We start from the raw sequence: 19,889 nt of genomic DNA on the forward strand, positions 1-19,889 counted from the left end.
ACAGCGCCAGCGGCTATGCCAAGCCTCAATCGCTCCGGCTGGCGTCCGCGTGTCCGCTTTGCTCGAAATACTCGATGGTTTTCGCAAGGCCGTCGCGCAGTTTCGTGGTCGCTTCCCAGCCGAGCATCTCGCGTGCGAGCGTAGTGTCCGGCTTGCGGCGCCGCGGATCGTCCTGCGGGAGCGGCTTGTGCACCAGCTTCGACTTGCCGCCGACGATGTCGAGCACGCTCTCGGCCAGTTCGAGCATCGAATACTCGCCCTCATTGCCGATATTCACCGGACCGGTCGTGTCGGCGTCGGTGTCCATCATGCGCACGCAGCCGTCGATCAGGTCGTCGACATAGCAGAAGCTGCGCGTCTGCTCGCCGTCACCGAAAATGGTGATGTCCTCGCCGCGCAAGGCCTGCAGGATGAAGTTCGACACCACGCGCCCGTCGTTCGGATGCATACGCGGACCATAGGTGTTGAAGATACGAACGACCTTGATCGGGAGGTTGTGCTGGCGGCGATAGTCGAAGAATAGCGTCTCCGCGCAGCGCTTGCCCTCGTCATAGCAGGAGCGCGGGCCGATCGGATTGACGTTGCCCCAGTAGTCCTCGGTCTGGGGATGGATTTCCGGGTCGCCATAAACCTCGCTGGTCGAGGCCTGGAGGATCGGCACCCTCAGCCGCTTGGCGAGGCCAAGCATGTTGATCGCGCCGATGACGCTGGTCTTGGTCGTCTGGACCGGGTCGAACTGGTAATGGATCGGCGAGGCCGGACAGGCGAAATTGTAGATCTCGTCCACCTCGACGGACAGCGGCATCGTTATGTCATGGCGCAACAGTTCGAAACGCTCGTGGCCGAGCAGGTGCGCGATATTCGCGCGCGCGCCGGTGAAGAAGTTATCGACGCACAGGACTTCGTGCCCCTCGGCAAGCAGGCGGTCGCACAGGTGCGAGCCGAGGAACCCCGCCCCGCCCGTCACCAGCACGCGCTTGGTCAGCGAATAGCGCGCCAGAGCGCCCGGTTTCGCATCACTCATGTCTCGGAAATCTCCTGCCAGAATTTCTGCGCTCGCACGGCGCCTTCGCTTGCCGGGTCGAACAAGGCTTCCACAGCATCGGCGAAGCGTTCGGTATCGCCTAGATGCGCGCGCTCAGACGTTGCGTCCGAATAGCGTTGCCATGCCTGTTCGCTCTGCGAAAGCGCCAGCATCGAGCGTGCGATGCTTTCCACCGATTGCGGCTCGACCACGTAACCAGTCACCGCATTGCGCACGAGCGCATCGCGCGAGCCGACCGCGTGGCTGACGATGGCGGGGACGCCGAATGCCGCCGCCTCGTTCACGACAAGCCCCCACTGTTCTTCGGTACTGACGAGGCACAGCGCGAGCGAGCGCGCCAGCCGCTTCGACACGTCCTCGGCGCGCAGGAAGCCGGTGAACTCCACCCCTTCGCCTGCCTGCGCTTTCAGCTGGTTGGCCAGTTCACCGTCGCCAGCGAGCACGAGTTTGCGCGCAGCTTTGCCCGCAAGCTCGCGGTAGCGCGCATATCCGGCCAGCAGCGCCGAAAGGTTCTTCTTCTCCACGAAGCGCCCGACGAAAAGGAAATCGCGGTCCTCGAAGCGCACCGCCTCACTGCCGCCCTGCTCGCGGATACGGTCGAGGCCGACGGTGTCGTAGCCCGGCAGGATCGGCTTGTCCCCGAAGCCCAAGAACCTCAGATAATCGCGCTGTCTCAGACCTCCAACGATGGCCGCCCTGTAGGGCGAGAGCACCCTCGCCTTCGCCGTCTCGCGTGCCAATACACGGGGAAAATCGTCGAACTTGCTCTCGGTCATCATGACCATGCGCTTGCCCGCTGCCGCCATGCGCCACGAGAGCGCGATGATGTCGCGTTCCGAGTAAGGTACTCCCACGCAGACCATGTCGGCTCCGCGCAGCGCCTTCATCGCGGCGCGATAGCGCGCTAGGTGGCCAACCTCGTCATAGCTCTTGCCGGGAAACAGCGTGATGTGCCGCGCCTGCTCGATGCCCTCGGCAGGCTCCCACGCATAAGTCGCGCTGGTGGTGGCATATTCTACCGCCAGCACCTCTGCCCTGCCCTTCAGCCGCCGTGCGGCCGCTTCTACGCGGTCGACATGATAGGCGGCGAACTGCGAAAACAGGATCGCGACCTGCGGCAATTTCCCTGACTGACCCGGCTTCTCGCTCATTGCGAAATTCGCCTAGGCTAGCCGGTTGCCAAATGCCAGTGCCACCTTGCCCCGAGGGCACCGTGCCACTATCTGCCCCACCAACTCTCCCATTCTCGCAAGATCGATTCAAGGATTCGCCCGATGGCCGCGCAATACGCCTTCGTCATGAAGGACATGACCAAGACTTTCCCCGGTGCCCAGAAGCCGGTGCTCAGCAATATCAACCTGCAGTTCTACCAGGGTGCCAAGATCGGCATCGTGGGTCCGAACGGTGCGGGTAAGTCGACGCTGATCAAGATCATGGCCGGCATCGACAAAGACTTCACCGGCGAGGCATGGCCGGGCGAGAACATCACTGTCGGCTACCTCGAGCAGGAGCCCGAGCTCGACGAGAGCAAGACCGTGCTCGAAAACGTCAAGGACGGCGCGCGCGAGATCGCCGACATGGTCGAACGCTTCAATGCGATCGGCATGGAAATGGCCGAGGAAGACGCCGATTTCGACGCGCTCAGCACCGAGATGGCCGAACTGCAGGACAAGATCGACGCGGTCGACGGCTGGACGCTGGACAACCAGCTCGAAGTCGCGATGGAAGCGCTGCGTTGCCCTCCGGGTGACTGGCCCGTGACCGACCTGTCGGGTGGTGAAAAGCGCCGCGTCGCGCTCACCCGCCTGCTGATCCAGAAGCCTTCCATCCTGCTGCTGGACGAGCCGACCAACCACCTCGACGCGGAATCCGTCCAGTGGCTCGAAAACCACCTCAAGGATTATGCGGGTGCGGTGTTGATGATCACCCATGACCGCTACTTCCTCGACAATGTGGTGGAGTGGATCCTCGAACTCGACCGTGGTTCGTACTACCCCTACGAAGGCAACTACTCGACCTACCTCGAAAAGAAGGCCAAGCGCCTCGAGCAGGAAGCGCGCGAGGAAAGCGGCCGTTCGAAGGCCCTTTCGCGCGAACTCGAATGGATCCGGCAGACGCCCAGCGCGCGCCAGACCAAGTCCAAGGCGCGTATCCGCAAGTTCGAGGAACTGCAGGAGAGCCAGAAGGACCGCAAGCCCGGCAAGGCGCAGATCGTCATCCAGGTGCCCGAGCGTCTCGGCGGCAAGGTCATCGAGGCCAAGAACATCTCCAAGGCCTATGGCGACAAGCTGCTATTCGAAAACCTCTCCTTCATGCTGCCCCCGGGCGGCATCGTCGGCGTGATCGGCCCGAACGGCGCGGGCAAGTCCACGCTGTTCAAGATCCTGACCGGCAAGGAAGAACCCGACAGCGGCACGGTCGAAATCGGCTCGACCGTCCACCTCGGCTATGTCGACCAGAGCCGCGACCACTTGAACCCCAAGAACAACGTCTGGGAAGAGATTTCGGACGGCCTCGACTACATGAAGGTCAATGGCCACGACACCTCGACCCGTGCCTATGTCGGCGCGTTCAACTTCAAGGGCGCTGACCAGCAGAAGAACGTCGGCAAGCTGTCGGGCGGTGAGCGCAACCGCGTCCACATGGCCAAGATGCTGAAGGAGGGCGGCAACGTCCTGCTGCTCGACGAACCGACCAACGACCTCGACGTGGAAACGCTGGGCGCGCTGGAAGAGGCGATCGAAAACTTCGCCGGCTGCGCCGTGGTCATCAGCCATGACCGCTTCTTCCTAGACCGTCTCGCAACGCACATCCTCGCCTTCGAGGGCGACAGCCACGTCGAATGGTTCGAGGGCAACTTCGAGGCTTACGAAGAAGACAAGCGTCGCCGCATGGGCGATGCGGCGGATCGTCCGACCCGCTTGGCGTACAAGAAGCTGACCCGATAGGAGTGAGCTGGGTCGACGACATCGAGAGGAAGGGCGCTTCGCATAAGCGTTTCTTCCTCGCGATGGGCGCCCTGATCCTCTCCCTCCTCGTTTTCGGCTTCTACTGGAGCACCGCGACGCCCGGGGAATCCTATTCGGGGCCGCGCGCGGCTCCTGAGGACACGCAGCTCCCTGCACGGTTGGAAAAGCACGTTCGGCTCTTGGCCGAACGCCCCCGCAATCTCGAAGACCTTTCCAGCATCGAGCGCACGACCTCCTATCTGGCGCAAGAGCTGGAGAGCTATGGCTACTCGGTTGCGCGCCAAGAGGTCTTGTCGCCCGCCGACAACCTCATCGTGAGGATCAGGCCCGCATGGGACGGGGCACCCGTGCTCATCATCGGGGCGCATTACGACAGTTTCGGCAAGGCACCGGGAGCCGACGATAACGCCAGCGGTGTCGCCGGACTTCTCGAACTCGCCCGCTCGCTCGACGCGCTGGACGGAAAGAGCGAGATCGAACTCCAGCTCGTCTTCTACAGCAATGAAGAGCCGCCCTATTTCAAGACCAATGCAATGGGCAGCCTGGTGCATGCGCGCTCGATCGAGGATCCGGCGCGCGTCCTCGGCATGATCTCAATCGAGTCGATCGGCTACTTTTCCGACGAAGCCGGTTCGCAGGATTTCCCATTCCCTCTGTCGCTCCGATATCCGGATACCGGCAATTTCGTCGCCTTCGTCGGCGAATGGTCGTCCCGGGATTTTCTCAGGGACGCAATCGGGGGTTTTCGAGAGAAGGCCCGTATAGCGTCGGAAGGCGGGGCCCCGCCGCCCTTGTTCCGCGGCACCGACTGGTCCGATCACTGGGGCTATTCGGAGCAAGGAATACCGGCGATCATGGTCACGGACACGGCCATATTCCGCAATCCGCACTATCACAGGCAGACCGATACGGCAGACACCCTCGACTATGTGCGCATGGCGCTGGTCGTCGAGGGTCTAAGGGGCTGGCTGGCTGACATGGGCGCTCCCGGTAGCTGAGCGGATTTGCGCCCCTTGGGCGTCAGCCCTCCTCGCCCTCCACAGCATCCTGCGCCTCGTCCTCCTTGAACTCCTCCATTACCTCGTTCGCTTCGGCCTCGTCCTCGGCGCTGGGGCCTTCGGCGTCTTCGTTGCGACCGCGTGCGGCTGCGGGGTCGAGGCACAGGCGGGCGATCACGGGGCGGTGGTCGGAACCGACTGGCTCGCCGACGCGCATTTCGTCGAGCAGGAATTCCTCGGTCACGAAGAGGTGGTCGAGCGGCCAGCCCAGCCAGACATAGTCCGCCGGGAAGGTGGCATAGGTCCCCCTGCCGATGCGCGGGTCCAAGAAGCTGCCGAGGTCCTTGAACAGGCTCGTCGTGTCGGACCATGCGACGTCGTTGAAATCGCCGATTGCGAGCACCGGAAGCCCGACCTCGCGCGAACGGCGTGCGGCCACGACGATCTCGGCATCCCGTTCCTCCGTATCCTGGTTGGGCTTGGGCGGACGCGGGTGCAGGCCGATCATCAGGAAGCTGTGATTGCCTGCACGCAGGGTCGCGATGACCGAAGGCGTGTCCTCCTGCGCCATGTCCTGGATCGCCGCATCGAACATCGGCAGCTTCGAAGCGAAAAGGATGCCATAGGTGTTGTCGAGCGGTCGCTGGATCTGGCCCGGGTAATCTTGCAGCACGCCGGCCACCGCATCGGCCCATGCCTGGTCGGTTTCCGTCAGAAGGACGAGATCCGGATCGACGCGGCGAATGAGGTCGATGGTGCGCTCGTATTCGCGGTTTTTTTGCAGGACGTTGAGCGTCAGCAACGTGAAACAGGAATTACCCGCCGCCTGATCGGGGGACACCCGCGCCACTTCTGCCGGGGCGAGCGGTGTATAGGGCGCAATCCGATAGACCTGCCAGATGCTCACTGCCGCCAGCACCACCGGCAGCCATGGGCGCCAGGCACGATCGACGAACCATAGCGCGATCCCGAGGAGGATCATCGCGATAAGGATCTGGATACGCGGGAAGTCCCAGATCCTGATCCACCACTGGTTGAGATCGGTGGTACTCATCAGCGATCCGATAACCAGCATGATTGCGGCTATCCTCAGCAGCCAGATACCGGCCACCTTCCACGTTGGATTGCGCGTTTCGCTCACGAATATTCCCCCTGTTCCGACCGCGTTTTTCACTTGGTCACAGGGGCATTATCGCCGCAAGCCCGCAAAGTTCCACACAATCGCGCGCCGATTTGACTAACCCTGCCCGAATTGCGAGAGCCCCCTGCAAGGCGCCCGGTACGCGGGCGCGCTTTCCATGCGGCACCGACAGTGCCGCGAACACGAAATCTCAAAGGATATTCATGACCACTCCCAACAACGGTGACACCGTAACCATCGACTACGTCCTCAAGCGTGGTGACGGCCAGGTCGTCGGCAATACCGAAGAGGTCGGACCGCAGGAAATCCAGCTCGGCGGCGGACAGATCTTCCCGCAGATCGAACAGGCATTGACCGGCATGGAAGTCGGCGACCAGCAGACGGTCGCAATCGCCAGCGACGATGCATTCGGACCGCGCCGCGAAGAACTGATCATGGACATTCCGCGCGCCAACCTGCCGCCCGAGCCCGCCCCGCAGCCGGGCATGGCGCTTCAGGCACAGGCTCCCGACGGTAATCCGATGACGCTCTTCATCGTCGAAGTCGGCGAAGAGGCGGTGAAGGTCGACGGCAACCACCCGCTGGCCGGCGAAGACGTGACCTTCGAGCTCACCCTGCGCGAAATCAAGCAGGCTGCCTGACAATAGTTCGGCGGGCGGAAAACTTCGGACGCATCCGATGACCGCCCGCCGCCTCATCGTCCACGGGCGGGTCCAGGGCGTCTTCTATCGCGACTGGACCGTCGCCACTGCGCGTTCGCTCGGCCTTGCCGGGTGGGTGCGCAACCTGCCCGATGGCACTGTCGAGGCCCATCTGGAGGGTGATTCCTCCTCCATCGAGCGCATGATAGAAGCCATGCACGAGGGACCGCCGCGTGCGCGGCCTACCGGAATCGACGTGCAAATCATTGAATCCCAGAGCTTGTCCGGTTTCACGAGAGGCAACTGGAAATCCGATAGGTGAGCCGTTAAGCAAGCCGTCATCAGCCTTGGTTAGAGCGACGACCAAGGGAGGGGACTGTCAGTGAATTCGAACCGCAAGGGTGCAGGCTTTTATGGCTGGCCGATGCTGTACGGCATCGCGTGGCTTGTCTGTGCGCTGGTTGCCCTGAAACTCACCCAAGGCGAAGACGGCATTGCCGCCGTCTGGCCATCGAGCGGCATCTTCGTTGCCGCCCTTCTCCACTTCGGTCCTCGCCGCAGGGTCATAACCACTGCATGGATTGCTGCCGCCAGCATGACAGCGAACCTGTGGGCGGGATCGAGCTTCCTCGCCACCACAGGCTACACCATTGCCAACCTGCTTGAAGGCTATCTCGTTTTCGCCTTGATGGGTGGGCGCTCGGCCACGCAGCTCATGCTTTCGCGCCCGTGGAACATGGCCCGCTTTGGCGGGGCTGCCATTGCCGCCGGCTGCTTCAGTGCGCTGATGGCAGGCGTCCTTTCGGGAAATCTCACATACGGCTTCCTCAGTTCGTGGATGAGCACGGTCACGCTGGGCATGCTGATCGTCACGCCCGTTATCCTGTTCATTGCGCAGGACCCGCAGGACCGCCGAAGCCTGCTGTCGCTGCGCTCGCTCTGGACCGTCGGTGTCGTCGCAATCCTGAGCATTGCGGCGTTCGGCCAAGCCGATATGCCGCTGCTGTTCCTGCCCGTCATGGCCATGGCAATCGCAACCGCAACGCTTGGCCTCAGCGGCGCTGCAGCAGCGCTCGTCATCATCGCGGCAACCGGCTCGGTCCTCACCATCGCCAACACCGGCCCTGTCACGTTGTTCTTCGACACGACCGAGAAGCAGGTCTTCTTCTTCCAGGTCTATCTCGTCGCCCTGCTCGTCTCTTCGATGCCGGTCGCCTTCCTGCTCGCCCAGCGCGGACGTGACCTCGCGGAGATCGCGGAGAATGCGCGCCTGCTCGAATCCGCCGAGCGTGCGGCCAAGGTCGGCCACTGGCGTTTCAGCCCGGTCGACAATTCGGCCCGCTGGTCGCGCGAAGCACTGCGCATCTGCGGTTTCGATGCCGAGAGCCAGCCGAGCCTCGAAGACTGGTTCGACCTCTTCCACGAAGACGATCGCGAACGAGTGCGATCCTTCATCGTCGAGGCGACCAGCCATGCCCTGCCCTTTGCCTTCGAGGCACGGATCCGGCGCGGCGATAACGAGATCGTCTATATCGATTGCCGCGGCGAGGCCGAAGCCGACAGCAGGGGCCGTGTCACTGCTCTGTTCGGCACGATGCTCGATGTGACCGAACGTGCCGAAACCATGCGCCAGCTCGAAGCCGCCCGCGCCAGGGCAGAGCGCGAAGCTGCCGAAGTCCGCACACTGGCTGCCACCGACCCGCTGACCGGCATGCCCAACCGCCGCTGTATCCTCGCCAATCTTGCCGAGGCGATGGACGCGTCCGAACTGACGGGCGACCCGCTGTCGGTCGCCATGATCGACATCGATTACTTCAAGCGTATCAACGACGAATTCGGCCACGGTGTCGGCGACAGGGTGATCAAGGGCATCGCCGACATCCTGTGCGACGAGGCGATTGGCGATGATTCAGTCGGCCGTATCGGAGGCGAGGAATTCCTCTTCGTCTTCCCCAGCCGCCGCGCGGAAGAGCTCGACCTACGCTGCATCTCGATCAATGATCGCCTCAGCTCGACCCGGTGGGAAGAGCCGATAGAGATCACGCTCAGTATCGGCATTGCCGAACTCAAGCCCGGCTGGGACGAGCGCGATTTGCTGCGTGCGGCCGATCAGGCCCTGTATGATGCAAAGCACGCCGGACGAAACCGGCACTCGGTTCACTCCGCCTGATCAGGCAGCGCTGGCTGCTTCCGTCGCCAGCGGCGCAATCGAAGATCGTTCCACAATCGCATAGGGCACATCGGCATGGGCCACGCTCCGGCCCGATCCCCTGATACAGTCGGCCAGGAGGGTGCAGGCGGTCGCCCCCATTTCTTCCAGCGGCTGGCGCACGGTGGTCAGCGGCGGATTGAGTGATTTGGCAACCGGATCATCGTCGAAGCCCACGATCGAGATCTGGCCCGGGAGGTCATAACCTGCCGCCCTCGCCGCCTCGATGAAACCGGCGGCCATGCCGTCATTACTCGAGAAGACCGCGGTCGGTCTTCCAGCCAACAGCTTGGAGGCGAGCTGCTTGCCGCTCTCGGGCGTGAAATCGCCCTCCACGATCAATGCAGGATCGGCTCGGCCACCCTTGGTCCCCATGGCGGCAGTGAAGCCGTTGTAACGCCGCATGCTCGCAAGGTGCGAACGGGGTCCGCGAATGATCGCGATGCGGCGATGGCCGGCCTCGAGCAGCAGCCCCGTAATCTCACGCGACGCCTCGTACTCATCCATGGATACGGTGATCCCCCGGCCCGGATCGAGCATCGAAGCAATGCGTGCGAAAGGGATGCCTCTTTTTTCCAGCTGGAGGAGGACATGACGGTCATCGCACAATGGCGCGGTCAGGATGACGCCGCCAAGGCCCGGAGAATCGAGCAGGCTCTCGACGCTCCTGTCCGTTCCGTGGATATTCTCTGCCTCGATCGTCACGCCGGACGCACTGGCCTTGCGCGCGGCACCCGATTGCAACCGCGACACGTAGTCGCGGTTCATGTTGTCGAACAGCATAAGAATGCGCGTATTGGACGTCATAGAGCCGGCTAGCCTCTGTTAAATAACGGATTCCGCCTATACTCGCTCTTAAACATGACCAGCCCGACAATCGGGATGGTTTATCAGGGAGTAACCCAATTCGCCTCGTCCCTGCGCAGGATCGCACGACGATGTCCACCGAAGGACAAGTAATACCAGTTGATGGTGGCAATCTCGACGATAAGAGCGCTGAAATTCTGGCGAGCCGGGGCCAGTTCTTCCTCGGTGGGACGCGCTCCCTCGACCCAGTCCGGAAGTCCGCTCGACGGCTCATCGCGAACTTCGCCCGGTGGCGCCCCTAGATAACACCGGCGGGCAAAGCGATCGCTCGCCTCCCAGAATTCCTGCACCCGCTGACTTTCCGATTCGATCCGGCCTGTTCCCCGACAACGGATCTGCACCTTTGCTTCGGGATCGTAGAACAGGACGCAAAGCGGCGCGCCTTCGCCGATGACATCGGACTTCGGAGATCGCACGTCGGTGTGGAATCGCAAGGTCCAGCTCTCCGGATCGAAATCACGCAAGACCATGATACGTGCATCCGCATCGGCGGTCGCCACCACGGGGGTGTGCATCGGCGACTTGCGGCCGGTTGCGGCTTCCGTCAGCCGTGCAATAACGTCCTTCCGGACCGCAGGGAGATTATCGATCATCGCAAGAGCCAACGCATGAATTGGCACTGGGTTGCGTTAATTTTCGCTGCTCCCAACATGAACGTAAGGTCGACGATCCGGTTCAGATACAAGTCAGGCCGATGTGATACAAAGCAATACATCGAACATGAGCCGCAGGTGTGGAGCGGCTTGAAGAAGAAGAAAAGGACACGCTCCATGACACTTACAAAGCTGATGAAAGGCAGCGCGCTGAGCGCCCTCGCGGTCGCGATGGCGGTCACTGCCCTGCCCGCACAGGCTGAAGCGGCCGCAGCTGCCGAGCAGCGCTCGCAGCAGGATCGCGAACAACGACAGCAGCAGCGCCGCCAGGAACGCCGCAGCGATCGACGCCAGGAACGACGCAGCGAACGACGCCAGGAGCGTCGTAGTGAGCAGCGTCAGGAACGCCGCAGCGAACAGCGCCAGGAACGGCGCCAGGAACGCCGTGACTACGGTGCCGAGCGCGAACGTGCTCGTCGCCAGGCTGTCCGCGAAGTCTCGCGCGAGAACCGCGCCGAGGAACGTCGCGGCGCCGACTGGAACCGTGGTGACCGCCGTGCAGAACGGGCGCAGGAGCGTTCGGGTCGCGACTGGAACCGCAGCGAACGCCGCGAAGAACAGCGCCGTGCCGAACGTCGTGCGGAACGCCGCACCGAGCGTCGGATCGAAGAGCGTCGCGCCGAGCGTCGTGCCGACCGCCGCGCAGAACGTCGCTATCAGGAACGTCGCGCAGACCGTCGGGCCGATCGCCGCGCGGAACGCATCTATCGCGAGCGCAGCGTCCGTGACCGTGCTGCCCGCAGCACGCTAGAGCGTCGTTCGCGCTATTGGGATGGCCGCCGCTGGCACAATTACGACCGGTGGGACCGTTACGGCTGGCGCGATAACCACCGCTACGACTGGTATCGCTATCGCCATACCAACCGCAGCATCTTCCGCCTCGGCCGTTACTACGCGCCGTACCGGGACTATCGCTATCGCAGGCTCGACATCGGGTTCCGCCTTGGCAACCTGTTCTTCGGCAGCCGCTACTGGATCAACGATCCCTGGCGCTATCGCCTGCCGGAAGTCTACGGCCCCTATCGCTGGGTCCGGTATCACGACGACGTGCTGCTGGTCGACATCTACAGCGGCGAAGTGGTCGACGTGATCTACGACTTCTTCTGGTAAGTCACTTACCTCACCCCGCTTCTCCGGCGTGAGAGTGGATCGGAGAAGCAGAGAAATCCCCGCCGAGCGATCGGCGGGGGTTTTTCCTTGGCCTCAGTCGGGGACCTTGCCGAAGGGAAGCATGCGGAAGATCCCGCCATTCTTGTCGAAGAACGTATGCTTCAACGCGCCAAGTATATGCAGCGCAATCAGGTAGATGAACACGCTGCCACCCGTCGCATGAAGGCCAAAGATGGCCTTGGCGGCCTCGGCATTCTCGCCGACGGGCAGAGGCGGGATCACGAACAGGCCGAACATGTCGATCTCCCGTCCGGACAGCGAATTGGCCATCCAGCCTCCCAGCGGCAAGCCGATCAACAGGACGTAGAAGATGACATGCACCGTGCGCGCCAGCGTCGCCTCCCACTTTGCGAGGTTCGAAGGAAGCGGCGGAACAGGGTGGGTCCAGCGCCAGGCCAGCCGTCCGAGCGTCAGGACGAGGATCAGTATGCCAAGCGCCTTGTGATTGGCGAAGATGGCAATCTTGTCCTCCATCGCCTCGGCATGCTCGGCGTTCTCCGCCAGCCTCCAGTTCACGATGACGGCGATGGCGATCACCCAGTGGAAAATCATCGCACCGGCGGAATAGCGGCGGGCTGTATCGGTCATTTAGTCACTCCCCTCAGGAATTTGGCGCGAGCTTAGCGAGTCCAACCCGCTCTGCAAGTTGACGGTTTTCGCGGCGGCGGAGCCACGCTAACACTTCCTGCCATGACCAAGACCACTGCGATTCCCGATCAGGATGCTCTCAGGCGTATCGGCGCCAAGGTGCGCGAACGCCTCGAAAACGATCCCGAGATCTACAAGGTGCCGACCGACCGCGCCGAGATCTTCGCCGTGCCGAATTTCCTCTCGCCCGACGAATGCCGCCGGTTCATCACCATGATCGATGTGGTCGCGCGGCCGAGCGAGTTGCACGAGACGGCCTATATCGCAAAGTTCCGCACGTCTTACTCGGGCAATTTCAACCCCAACGATCCCTTCGTCAAAGGCATCTCGCGCCGGATCGACGACCTGCTGGGCATGAACCCGGTCACCGGCGAGGCAATCCAGGGCCAGCGTTACCTGCCGGGCCAGGAGTTCAAGCCGCATAACGACTGGTTCTACACCGACCAGGAATACTGGAAGCTGGAGCGCAAGCGCGGCGGTCAACGCTGCTGGACTGCCATGGCCTTCCTCAACAAGGTCCAGGAGGGCGGTCACACGCACTTCACCGAAGTCGGCGCCTCGATCGAACCCAAGCCGGGCGTTCTCCTAGTGTGGAACAACGCCACACCCGAGGGCGAACCCAATGTGGACACGATGCATGCCGGAACGCCGGTGATTGCGGGCGCCAAATACGTGCTCACCAAGTGGTACCGCACGCGCAAGCACAGTTGAGCCGGAGCGTCAGGCGCGTGCCAGCGCCTCGGCAATCAGTTTGCGCGAATTCTCGACCCCGTAGAGCGCAATAAAGCTGCCCATACGCGGTCCCTGATCGCTGCCGAGCAGGGTCTGGTAGAGCGCCTTGAACCAGTCGCGCAGCGACTCGAAGCCGTACTCCTCGCGCTTGCCGATCTCGTAGACCTCGGTCTGGAGATCTTCAGCGCTGGTGTATTCCGAAGCCCCCGCCAAATAGGCGTCCAGCGCCCGCAATGCTTCTGCCTCGTTCGGCTCGGGCGCGCGCTTTTTCAGCGTCGGGACGATATAGTCGCGGGTATAGGCCACCGCGGTCCCGATCAGGACCTCCAGCTCGGAGGTAATCTTGTCGGCGCCGATGTAGCTGGCGAGATAATCACGCAGCGCGTCCTCGCTGGCCTCTGCGCCCAGCACGCTGGCGAGGTTGAGCAGCAGGCCGTAGGTCACCGGCAGGCTGTCGCCTGCACCCGGGGCCTCGTCGGTTTCGAACCCGCCGTTCGCGCGCTGGAGGTGCCAGACCGGATTGCCGAGCTGCTTGTCGAGTTCCTGCTCGCTCAACCGCTCGCGGAACTGCCAGTAATCGTCCACCGCGCGCGGGATCACGCCCACGTGCAGCTGCTTGGCGCTCTTGGGATTGGGGAAGATGTAGAAGCCGAGGCTCTCTTCGCTGCCGTACTGCAGCCATTCCTCGATCGAGAGGCCGTTGCCCTTGGACTTCGAGATCTTCTCGCCGTTTTGGTCCAGGAACATCTCGTAGATGAGGCCTTCCGGCTTGCGCCCGCCGAGCACCTTGACGATGCGGCCCGACTGCACGCCGCTGTCGGTCAGGTCCTTGCCGTACATCTCGTAATCGACGCCGAGCGCATACCAGCGCATCGCCCAGTCGACCTTCCACTGCAGCTTGGACATTCCGCCCAGAGCCGACTGTTCGACCACCGTGCCGTCCTCGTCCGTGAAGCGGATCGTGCCGGCTTCCGCATCGAGAACCTCGACCGGCACCTGCAGCACGCGGCCCGTGGAGGGCGAGATCGGCAGCACCGGCGAATAGGTCTGGCGGCGCTCCTCGCGAAGCGTCGGCAACATGATGTCGAGGATGTCCTGGTTCTTGCGCAGGACCTGTCGCAGCGCATCGTCGAAGCGCCCGGAGTTGTACATGTCGTTCGCCGCGATGAACTCGTACTCGAAACCGAACTGGTCGAGGAATTCGCGAAGCTTGGCATTGTTGTGCGCGGCGAAGCTCTCGTGGCCCTTCTCGAACGGGTCGGGCACGCGGCTGAGAGGCAGGTGGAGGTTTGCCTCGAGCAGTGCCTGATTGGGCACGTTGTCGGGCACCTTGCGCAGGCCGTCCATGTCGTCGGAGAAGGCGACGAGGCGCGTCTTGCCGTCCTCGGGCTTCGCCCCGATCATCGCTTCATAGGCGCGGCGAACAAGCGTGGTGCGCAGGACTTCCTGGAAGGTGCCGATATGCGGCAGGCCGCTGGGGCCGTAGCCTGTCTCGAACAGCACGGGGCTGCCGTCGGGCTTAACACCGTCGGGATAGCGTTTGAGCAGCCGCTGCGCCTCCTGGAAGGGCCAGGCCTTGGACACACGTGCGGCGGTGATCAGATCGTTCATGCTCATAGGGGTGAGCCTGTTGCGCAAGCGCGCGCGTGTTGCAAGCGCGAAACCGCGTCAGGGCAGCTCCACCGTGTCCTTGACGGTACCGTAGACGAAGCTGGTGTTGATCGTGGCGATGCCCGGCGTCGTGTGCAGTGTGTCTCGCATAAACGCCTCGTAGGCATCGAGGCCTGCGACCACGATCTGGAGAAGATAGTCTGAACTTCCCGTCATCAGATGACAGGTGAGTATCTGCGGTGTTTCGCGCACGCGCTGTTCGAAGGCCTCGACCACCTCGCGGTCGTGCCTGGCGAGCGTGACCTGGACGAAGGCGGTCACCGGATAACCCGCTTCTTCACGATCCACGATGGCGACATAGCGATCGATCACGCCGGCCCTTTCGAGGTTGCGGACCCGGCGCAGGCAGGGCGAAGGGGACAGGTTTACCCGTTCCGCCAACTCGGCATTGGTGAGCCGTCCGTCGCGCTGCAATTCACGCAGGATTTGGCGGTCTTTCGCGTCCATCACGCCCTCCAGTAGCACAATCTGCCAATAATGACCCTTCGGTTGGCATACTTCGCAGGGATATTCCAGTCAGATAGCGGTATACCGGCTTCAAACACGCACAATGAGGTCAATCACATGAGTCGCTCCACGCTTTCCGGATTCTCCAGCCGCGCCATCCATCACGGGTACGATCCGGCAGAGAACATGGGCGCGCTGACCCCACCGATGCACATGGCATCGACCTTCGCCTTCGACAGCGCGGAACAGGGCGGCGCTATCTTCGCAGGCGACCAGCAGGGCTATTTCTACAGCCGTATCTCCAACCCTACGCTCGATCTCCTCGAACAGCGCATCGCCACGCTCGAGGGCGCCGAGGCTGGCGTTGCCACGGCAAGCGGCATGGGTGCGATCACCGCGGTGATGTGGAGCCTGCTACAGGCCGGTGACGAGATCATCACCGACAAGACGCTCTACGGCTGTACCTTTGCCTTCTTCCGCCACGGGCTTGCCAAGTTCGGCGTGAAGGTGACGCATGTCGACCTGACCGATCCGACTGCGCTCGAAGCGGCGATGACCGACAAGGTGAAGGTCGTCTATTTCGAGACGCCTGCGAACCCGAACATGCGGCTGGTCGATATCGCTGCGATCAGCGAAGTCGCGCACAAGCGCAGGGCGCAGGTCGTGGTCGACAATACCTATGCCACCCCTGCCCTGACCCGTCCGGTCGAGCTCGGCGCGGATATCGTCGTGCACTCGGCCACCAAGTATCTTGGCGGCCATGGCGACCTCGTCGGCGGCCTTGTCGCCGGTAGCGCGGAAACGATGCAGAAGGTGCGGCTCGAAGGCCTGAAAGACATGACCGGCGCGGTGATGAGCCCCTTCACCGCGACGCTGGTGATGCGCGGCCTGAAGACACTGGCGCTGCGGATGGAGCGCCACAGCAAGACCGCTCTCGAAGTCGCACGCTGGCTGGAAGCCCAGCCGCAGGTTGCCGCAGTCCACTATCCGGGTCTCGAAAGCTTCGGCCAGGCCGAGCTCGCCAGCCGCCAGATGGCGCTGCCCGGCGGCATGATCGCCTTCGACCTTGCCGGAGGGTACGACCAGGGCATCCGCTTCATGAACCGCCTGGGCATGATCACCCGTGCAGTGTCGCTGGGCGATGCCGAAACGCTCATCCAGCATCCGGCCAGCATGACGCATTCGACCTACACGCCCGAAGAGCGCGCCGCGCACGGCATCGGCGAGGGCCTGCTGCGCCTGTCGGTCGGGCTGGAAGACGCCGAAGACATCTTCGCCGACCTCGAACAGGCGCTCCACGCATCGGAACTGTCGATCGCGGCATAATTCGAGGGGGATTGGGCGGTACACGCCTTGCCCCTCGTTCCGTTTGTGTTCTAACGCGAGGGGGTGAGCCAGCCTCTCCCCCTTCCCTCGCTGCATGCCAGCCACGCAGGCACCTGGCTGCGCGATGCCAATGGCGCGACGCGCGGCTGTTCGAAGGGCGAGGCGGTCATGGCGGCTGCGGATACGCCGCTGCTGCTGATGAATGCGCCGCTGGTGGCGAGCCGCTTGGGCTATCCCGACCTGTCGGGGCTCGACCTGCTCGAACTGTTCGCTTTCGTGTATCCGGCGAAGTTCTGCGTGCCGACGCCCAAGGGCCTCGCCGATGCGTTGGGACTGGAAGCGCCCGCTGACGACGCCGACGTCCCGCTGCTGCTGCAACAGGCGGCAGGAGCACTGGTGGCCACCTGCGAGAGCGATGACTGGGCCGAGCGCGAGGGCGCATGGTCGAGCCTGCAATCCCTGGCGCGTCTGCGCTGGCCGTGGGCGAATGTGCTCGCCCCCCATGTCGCCAAGCCACAGAAAGCCGAAAAATGGCTCTTCACCAAGCTTCCGGAATGGGAAGAAACGCCAGACCGGCCCCAGCCTGCGCAGGTCCTGATCGACGAACCGGAGATCGAGGCACACCTTGAGCGGCTGACCGGCGAAGGCGCCGAGAAGCGCGAGGGGCAGCGCCTTTTCGCGCGCGGTGCCGGCGGGGTGTTCGCCCCGCGCGATGCGCAGAAGCGCCCACATGTCCTGCTCGCCCAGGCGGGTACGGGGATCGGCAAGACCCTCGGCTATCTCGCACCGGCATCGCTCTGGGCGGCGCAATCGGGCGGGACGGTCTGGGTCAGCACGTACACCAAGAACCTCCAACGCCAGCTGCGCCGCGAAAGCACCCGCGCATGGCCCGCGACACGCCCCGACGGCTCGCCGCCGGTGGTGGTGCGCAAGGGGCGCGAGAATTACCTCTGCCTGCTCAATCTCGAGGACGCACTGCAGGGCGGCTTTGCCGGGCGTCCGGCGATCCTCGCGCAGCTGGTGGCTCGCTGGGCGGCCTATACGCAGGACGGCGACATGATCGGCGGGGACTTGCCCGGCTGGCTCGGCACGCTGTTCCGCAAGCGCGGGATCGCGGCGCTCACCGACCAGCGCGGCGAATGCGTCTATGCAGGCTGCCCGCATTACCGGAAGTGTTTCATCGAGCGCAGCGCGAGGAATGCGGCGCAAGCCGACCTCGTGATCGCCAACCATGCGCTCGTAATGGTCAACGCCGCGCGCGGGCGCGACCTCGCCAGCCGTCCGACCCGCATCGTCTTCGACGAGGGCCATCACGTTTTCGATGCCGCCGACAGCACCTTCTCAGCCGCGCTGACCGGGCAGGAAGCGATCGAGCTTCGCCGCTGGATCATCGGGCCGGAGCGCAATTCGCGCGGACGCCGGCGCGGTCTTGCCGCAAGGCTTGCCGATGTCGCGAGCTATGACGAAGCGGGCGGCGATGCAGTCGAGGCCGCGGTGGAAGCTGCCGAGGCACTGCCTTCGGACGGCTGGTTGGGGCGGCTGGCAGAGGGGGCGCCGTCGGGACCACTCGAAGCACTGCTTGCACAGGTCCGCGCGACCACCTTCGCCCGCGACGAGAGCGGGCTCGAGGCAGGCTACGGCATCGAAACCGAGACCGCACAGCTGCCGGGAGAACTCGTGGAGGCAGCAGGCACCGCAGCGCAGGCGCTGGCGCAGATCCGTACGCCGTTGTTGAAGCTCGCCGGAAGGCTAGAGGCCGTGCTGGAGGATGCACCAGACTGGCTCGATGGTCAGGGCCGGGCCCGGATCGAGGGCGCGCGGCACTCACTCGCCTGGCGCATCGATCTCATCGCCGCGTGGGAAGCCCTGCTCTCGCGCCTCGGCGGGCCGGCCGATCCCGAATTCGTCGACTGGCTGGCGGTCGATCGCAACGACGCGCGTGAATTCGACGTCGGGCTCTATCGCCATTGGCTCGACCCGATGAAACCGTTTGCGCAGGTCGTGCTCGAACCCTCGCATGGTGTGATGCTGACCAGCGCCACGCTGACGGACCGTGACGAGACCGGCCCCGACTGGGACCATGCCATCGCCAAAAGCGGCGCGCCGCATCTCGAATTGCAGCCCAAAACCACGCAGGCCGACAGTCCCTTCGATTACGCAGGCCGAGCCGAAGTGCTGATCGTCACCGATATCAAGCGCGGCGACATTCCCGCTCTCGCCGGGGCCTATGCCCGGCTGATCGAGGCGTCTGACGGCGGCGTGCTCGGCCTGTTCACCGCGATCCGCCGGATGCGCGCGGTCTACGGGCGGATTGCCGACCGGCTTGCGCGCGCAGGGCTGCCGCTGTTTGCCCAGCATGTCGACCCGATCGATACCGGCACACTCACCGATATTTTCCGCGACGATGCCCGCGCCAGCCTGCTCGGCACAGATGCCCTGCGTGACGGGGTGGACGTTCCCGGCCGGTCCCTGCGCTGCGTGGTGATGGAGAGCGTGCCGTGGCCCCGCCCCACCATTCTCCACCGCGCCCGCCGCGCTGCAGCGGCAGAGCAGGCGGGCGGTGCGCAGCGTTATGACGACCGCATCATCCGGGCGCGTCTTGCCCAGGCGTTCGGGCGGCTCATCCGCAGCAAGGACGATGCCGGGCACTTCGTCGTGCTCTCCTCCGCCTTTCCCAGCCGGCTGCTCTCCGCCTTCCCCGAAGGCACGCCCGTCATACGCCTGACACTCGACGAGGCTTTACAGCGCGTCGCGAAGGGTGTTGGGAAAGACACGCAAGACGAAGCCGAAACCGCGGAGAGCGAAGAGCAGTGAAGGTCCTTGGATTATTGCGCCACGCCAAGTCCGACTGGGGGCAGAGCGACAAGCGCGATTTCGACCGGGGTCTGAATTCCCGCGGCTGCAAGGGCGCCGCCTTGATCGGCAAGCACATCCGGGAACACGGGGTGAGGTGGGACAAGCTGGTCGCCAGCCCTGCGCAGCGCGTGAAAACCACGCTCGAACAGGCAGCGATAGGTATCGAACCCGAATGGGAAGACCGCCTCTATCTCGCCTCGACAGAAACGATCTGTGACGTGATCCGCGAAGATGGCGGAGATGCCGACACTCTCCTGCTCGCGGGCCATAACCCCGGCTTTGGCGACATGGTCTTCGAACTGGTCGCACCGAAGAACGAGAACGCCTTGTTCGACGAGGCCAAGGTCAAATTCCCGACCGCCGCCTTCGCGGTATTCGAGCTCGATATCGACGACTGGGCCGAGCTGAAGGAAGGTTGCGGCAAGCTCGTCCACTTCGCCCGCCCGCGCGATCTCGATCCCGATCTCGGGCCGGAGCACTAGGGCGCGCGCCTCATCCGCTCCCGAACGGCTGGAC

Annotated in this window: 18 protein-coding genes; 10 read left to right on the plus strand and 8 right to left on the minus strand. The window is 63.7% G+C overall.

Annotation, left to right across the window (positions count from 1 at the left end; all coding sequences use genetic code 11):
* Positions 1 to 25: 25 nt before the first annotated feature.
* Positions 26 to 1,024, minus strand: a complete 999-nt coding sequence (locus K3165_RS04060) for a UDP-glucuronic acid decarboxylase family protein (protein WP_221547527.1) — start codon at positions 1,022 to 1,024, stop codon at positions 26 to 28.
* Positions 1,021 to 2,196: a glycosyltransferase gene (locus K3165_RS04065; RefSeq protein WP_221547528.1), complete on the minus strand. Its 1,176-nt coding sequence runs from the start codon at positions 2,194 to 2,196 to the stop codon at positions 1,021 to 1,023. The genes K3165_RS04060 and K3165_RS04065 overlap by 4 nt, the downstream gene beginning before the upstream one ends.
* A gap of 123 nt (positions 2,197 to 2,319) precedes the next feature.
* Here K3165_RS04065 and ettA point away from each other — a divergent pair, with 123 nt between their 5' ends.
* The gene (ettA, locus tag K3165_RS04070; RefSeq protein ID WP_221547529.1) at positions 2,320 to 3,993 is read left to right on the plus strand and encodes an energy-dependent translational throttle protein EttA; all 1,674 of its coding nucleotides are present in this window, start codon (positions 2,320 to 2,322) and stop codon (positions 3,991 to 3,993) included.
* A gap of 2 nt (positions 3,994 to 3,995) precedes the next feature.
* Entirely contained in the window at positions 3,996 to 5,012 is a 1,017-nt protein-coding gene (locus tag K3165_RS04075; RefSeq protein WP_221547530.1) for a M28 family peptidase, read from the plus strand.
* Between the two features lie 22 nt (positions 5,013 to 5,034).
* On the opposite strand, the gene K3165_RS04080 is transcribed toward K3165_RS04075, so the two are convergent.
* Entirely contained in the window at positions 5,035 to 6,153 is a 1,119-nt protein-coding gene (locus tag K3165_RS04080) for an endonuclease/exonuclease/phosphatase family protein (protein ID WP_221547531.1), read from the minus strand.
* 203 nt (positions 6,154 to 6,356) lie between these two features.
* Between K3165_RS04080 and K3165_RS04085 the strand changes: the two genes are divergently transcribed.
* Genes K3165_RS04085 through K3165_RS04095 form a run of 3 tightly spaced genes read left to right on the plus strand, consistent with a single transcriptional unit; the run spans position 6,357 to position 8,964 of the window.
* Entirely contained in the window at positions 6,357 to 6,794 is a 438-nt protein-coding gene (locus tag K3165_RS04085) for an FKBP-type peptidyl-prolyl cis-trans isomerase (protein WP_221547532.1), read from the plus strand.
* A gap of 37 nt (positions 6,795 to 6,831) precedes the next feature.
* Entirely contained in the window at positions 6,832 to 7,116 is a 285-nt protein-coding gene (locus K3165_RS04090; RefSeq protein ID WP_221547533.1) for an acylphosphatase, read from the plus strand.
* A gap of 60 nt (positions 7,117 to 7,176) precedes the next feature.
* Positions 7,177 to 8,964 carry a sensor domain-containing diguanylate cyclase gene (locus tag K3165_RS04095; protein ID WP_221547534.1) on the plus strand — a complete coding sequence of 596 codons (1,788 nt, stop codon included), beginning with the start codon at positions 7,177 to 7,179 and terminating at the stop codon, positions 8,962 to 8,964.
* Here K3165_RS04095 and K3165_RS04100 read toward each other — a convergent pair whose 3' ends face one another.
* Together K3165_RS04100 and K3165_RS04105 are read right to left on the minus strand one after the other, a co-directional pair.
* The gene (locus tag K3165_RS04100) at positions 8,965 to 9,810 is read right to left on the minus strand and encodes a substrate-binding domain-containing protein (protein WP_221547535.1); all 846 of its coding nucleotides are present in this window, start codon (positions 9,808 to 9,810) and stop codon (positions 8,965 to 8,967) included.
* An 83-nt stretch (positions 9,811 to 9,893) separates the two neighbouring features.
* Positions 9,894 to 10,463: a PNPOx family protein gene (locus tag K3165_RS04105; protein WP_247713876.1), complete on the minus strand. Its 570-nt coding sequence runs from the start codon at positions 10,461 to 10,463 to the stop codon at positions 9,894 to 9,896.
* Between the two features lie 177 nt (positions 10,464 to 10,640).
* Between K3165_RS04105 and K3165_RS04110 the strand changes: the two genes are divergently transcribed.
* On the plus strand, positions 10,641 to 11,633 hold the full coding sequence (locus tag K3165_RS04110) for an RcnB family protein (protein ID WP_247713877.1): 993 nt from the start codon (positions 10,641 to 10,643) through the stop codon (positions 11,631 to 11,633).
* A gap of 93 nt (positions 11,634 to 11,726) precedes the next feature.
* Here K3165_RS04110 and K3165_RS04115 read toward each other — a convergent pair whose 3' ends face one another.
* Positions 11,727 to 12,281 carry a cytochrome b gene (locus tag K3165_RS04115; RefSeq protein WP_221547536.1) on the minus strand — a complete coding sequence of 185 codons (555 nt, stop codon included), beginning with the start codon at positions 12,279 to 12,281 and terminating at the stop codon, positions 11,727 to 11,729.
* A gap of 102 nt (positions 12,282 to 12,383) precedes the next feature.
* Between K3165_RS04115 and K3165_RS04120 the strand changes: the two genes are divergently transcribed.
* Entirely contained in the window at positions 12,384 to 13,052 is a 669-nt protein-coding gene (locus K3165_RS04120) for a prolyl hydroxylase family protein (RefSeq protein ID WP_221547537.1), read from the plus strand.
* Between the two features lie 9 nt (positions 13,053 to 13,061).
* Here K3165_RS04120 and K3165_RS04125 read toward each other — a convergent pair whose 3' ends face one another.
* Together K3165_RS04125 and K3165_RS04130 are read right to left on the minus strand one after the other, a co-directional pair.
* Positions 13,062 to 14,690, minus strand: coding sequence for a lysine--tRNA ligase (locus K3165_RS04125; RefSeq protein ID WP_221547538.1), 1,629 nt, complete (start codon positions 14,688 to 14,690; stop codon positions 13,062 to 13,064).
* 51 nt (positions 14,691 to 14,741) lie between these two features.
* Positions 14,742 to 15,191: an Lrp/AsnC family transcriptional regulator gene (locus K3165_RS04130; protein WP_221547539.1), complete on the minus strand. Its 450-nt coding sequence runs from the start codon at positions 15,189 to 15,191 to the stop codon at positions 14,742 to 14,744.
* Positions 15,192 to 15,308: 117 nt separating this feature from the next.
* On the opposite strand from K3165_RS04130, the gene K3165_RS04135 reads away from it, so the two are divergent.
* The 3 genes from K3165_RS04135 (at position 15,309) to K3165_RS04145 (ending at position 19,855) form a co-directional block, all read left to right on the plus strand.
* The gene (locus K3165_RS04135) at positions 15,309 to 16,517 is read left to right on the plus strand and encodes a methionine gamma-lyase (RefSeq protein WP_221547540.1); all 1,209 of its coding nucleotides are present in this window, start codon (positions 15,309 to 15,311) and stop codon (positions 16,515 to 16,517) included.
* A gap of 63 nt (positions 16,518 to 16,580) precedes the next feature.
* Positions 16,581 to 19,331 carry an ATP-dependent DNA helicase gene (locus K3165_RS04140; RefSeq protein ID WP_221547541.1) on the plus strand — a complete coding sequence of 917 codons (2,751 nt, stop codon included), beginning with the start codon at positions 16,581 to 16,583 and terminating at the stop codon, positions 19,329 to 19,331.
* A complete protein-coding gene (locus K3165_RS04145; protein WP_221547542.1) occupies positions 19,328 to 19,855 on the plus strand; it encodes a SixA phosphatase family protein in 528 nt (175 codons plus the stop codon). The genes K3165_RS04140 and K3165_RS04145 overlap by 4 nt, the downstream gene beginning before the upstream one ends.
* Positions 19,856 to 19,889: the final 34 nt, after the last annotated feature.

Source organism: Qipengyuania xiamenensis (assembly GCF_019711495.1).
Taxonomy (GTDB): domain Bacteria; phylum Pseudomonadota; class Alphaproteobacteria; order Sphingomonadales; family Sphingomonadaceae; genus Qipengyuania; species Qipengyuania xiamenensis.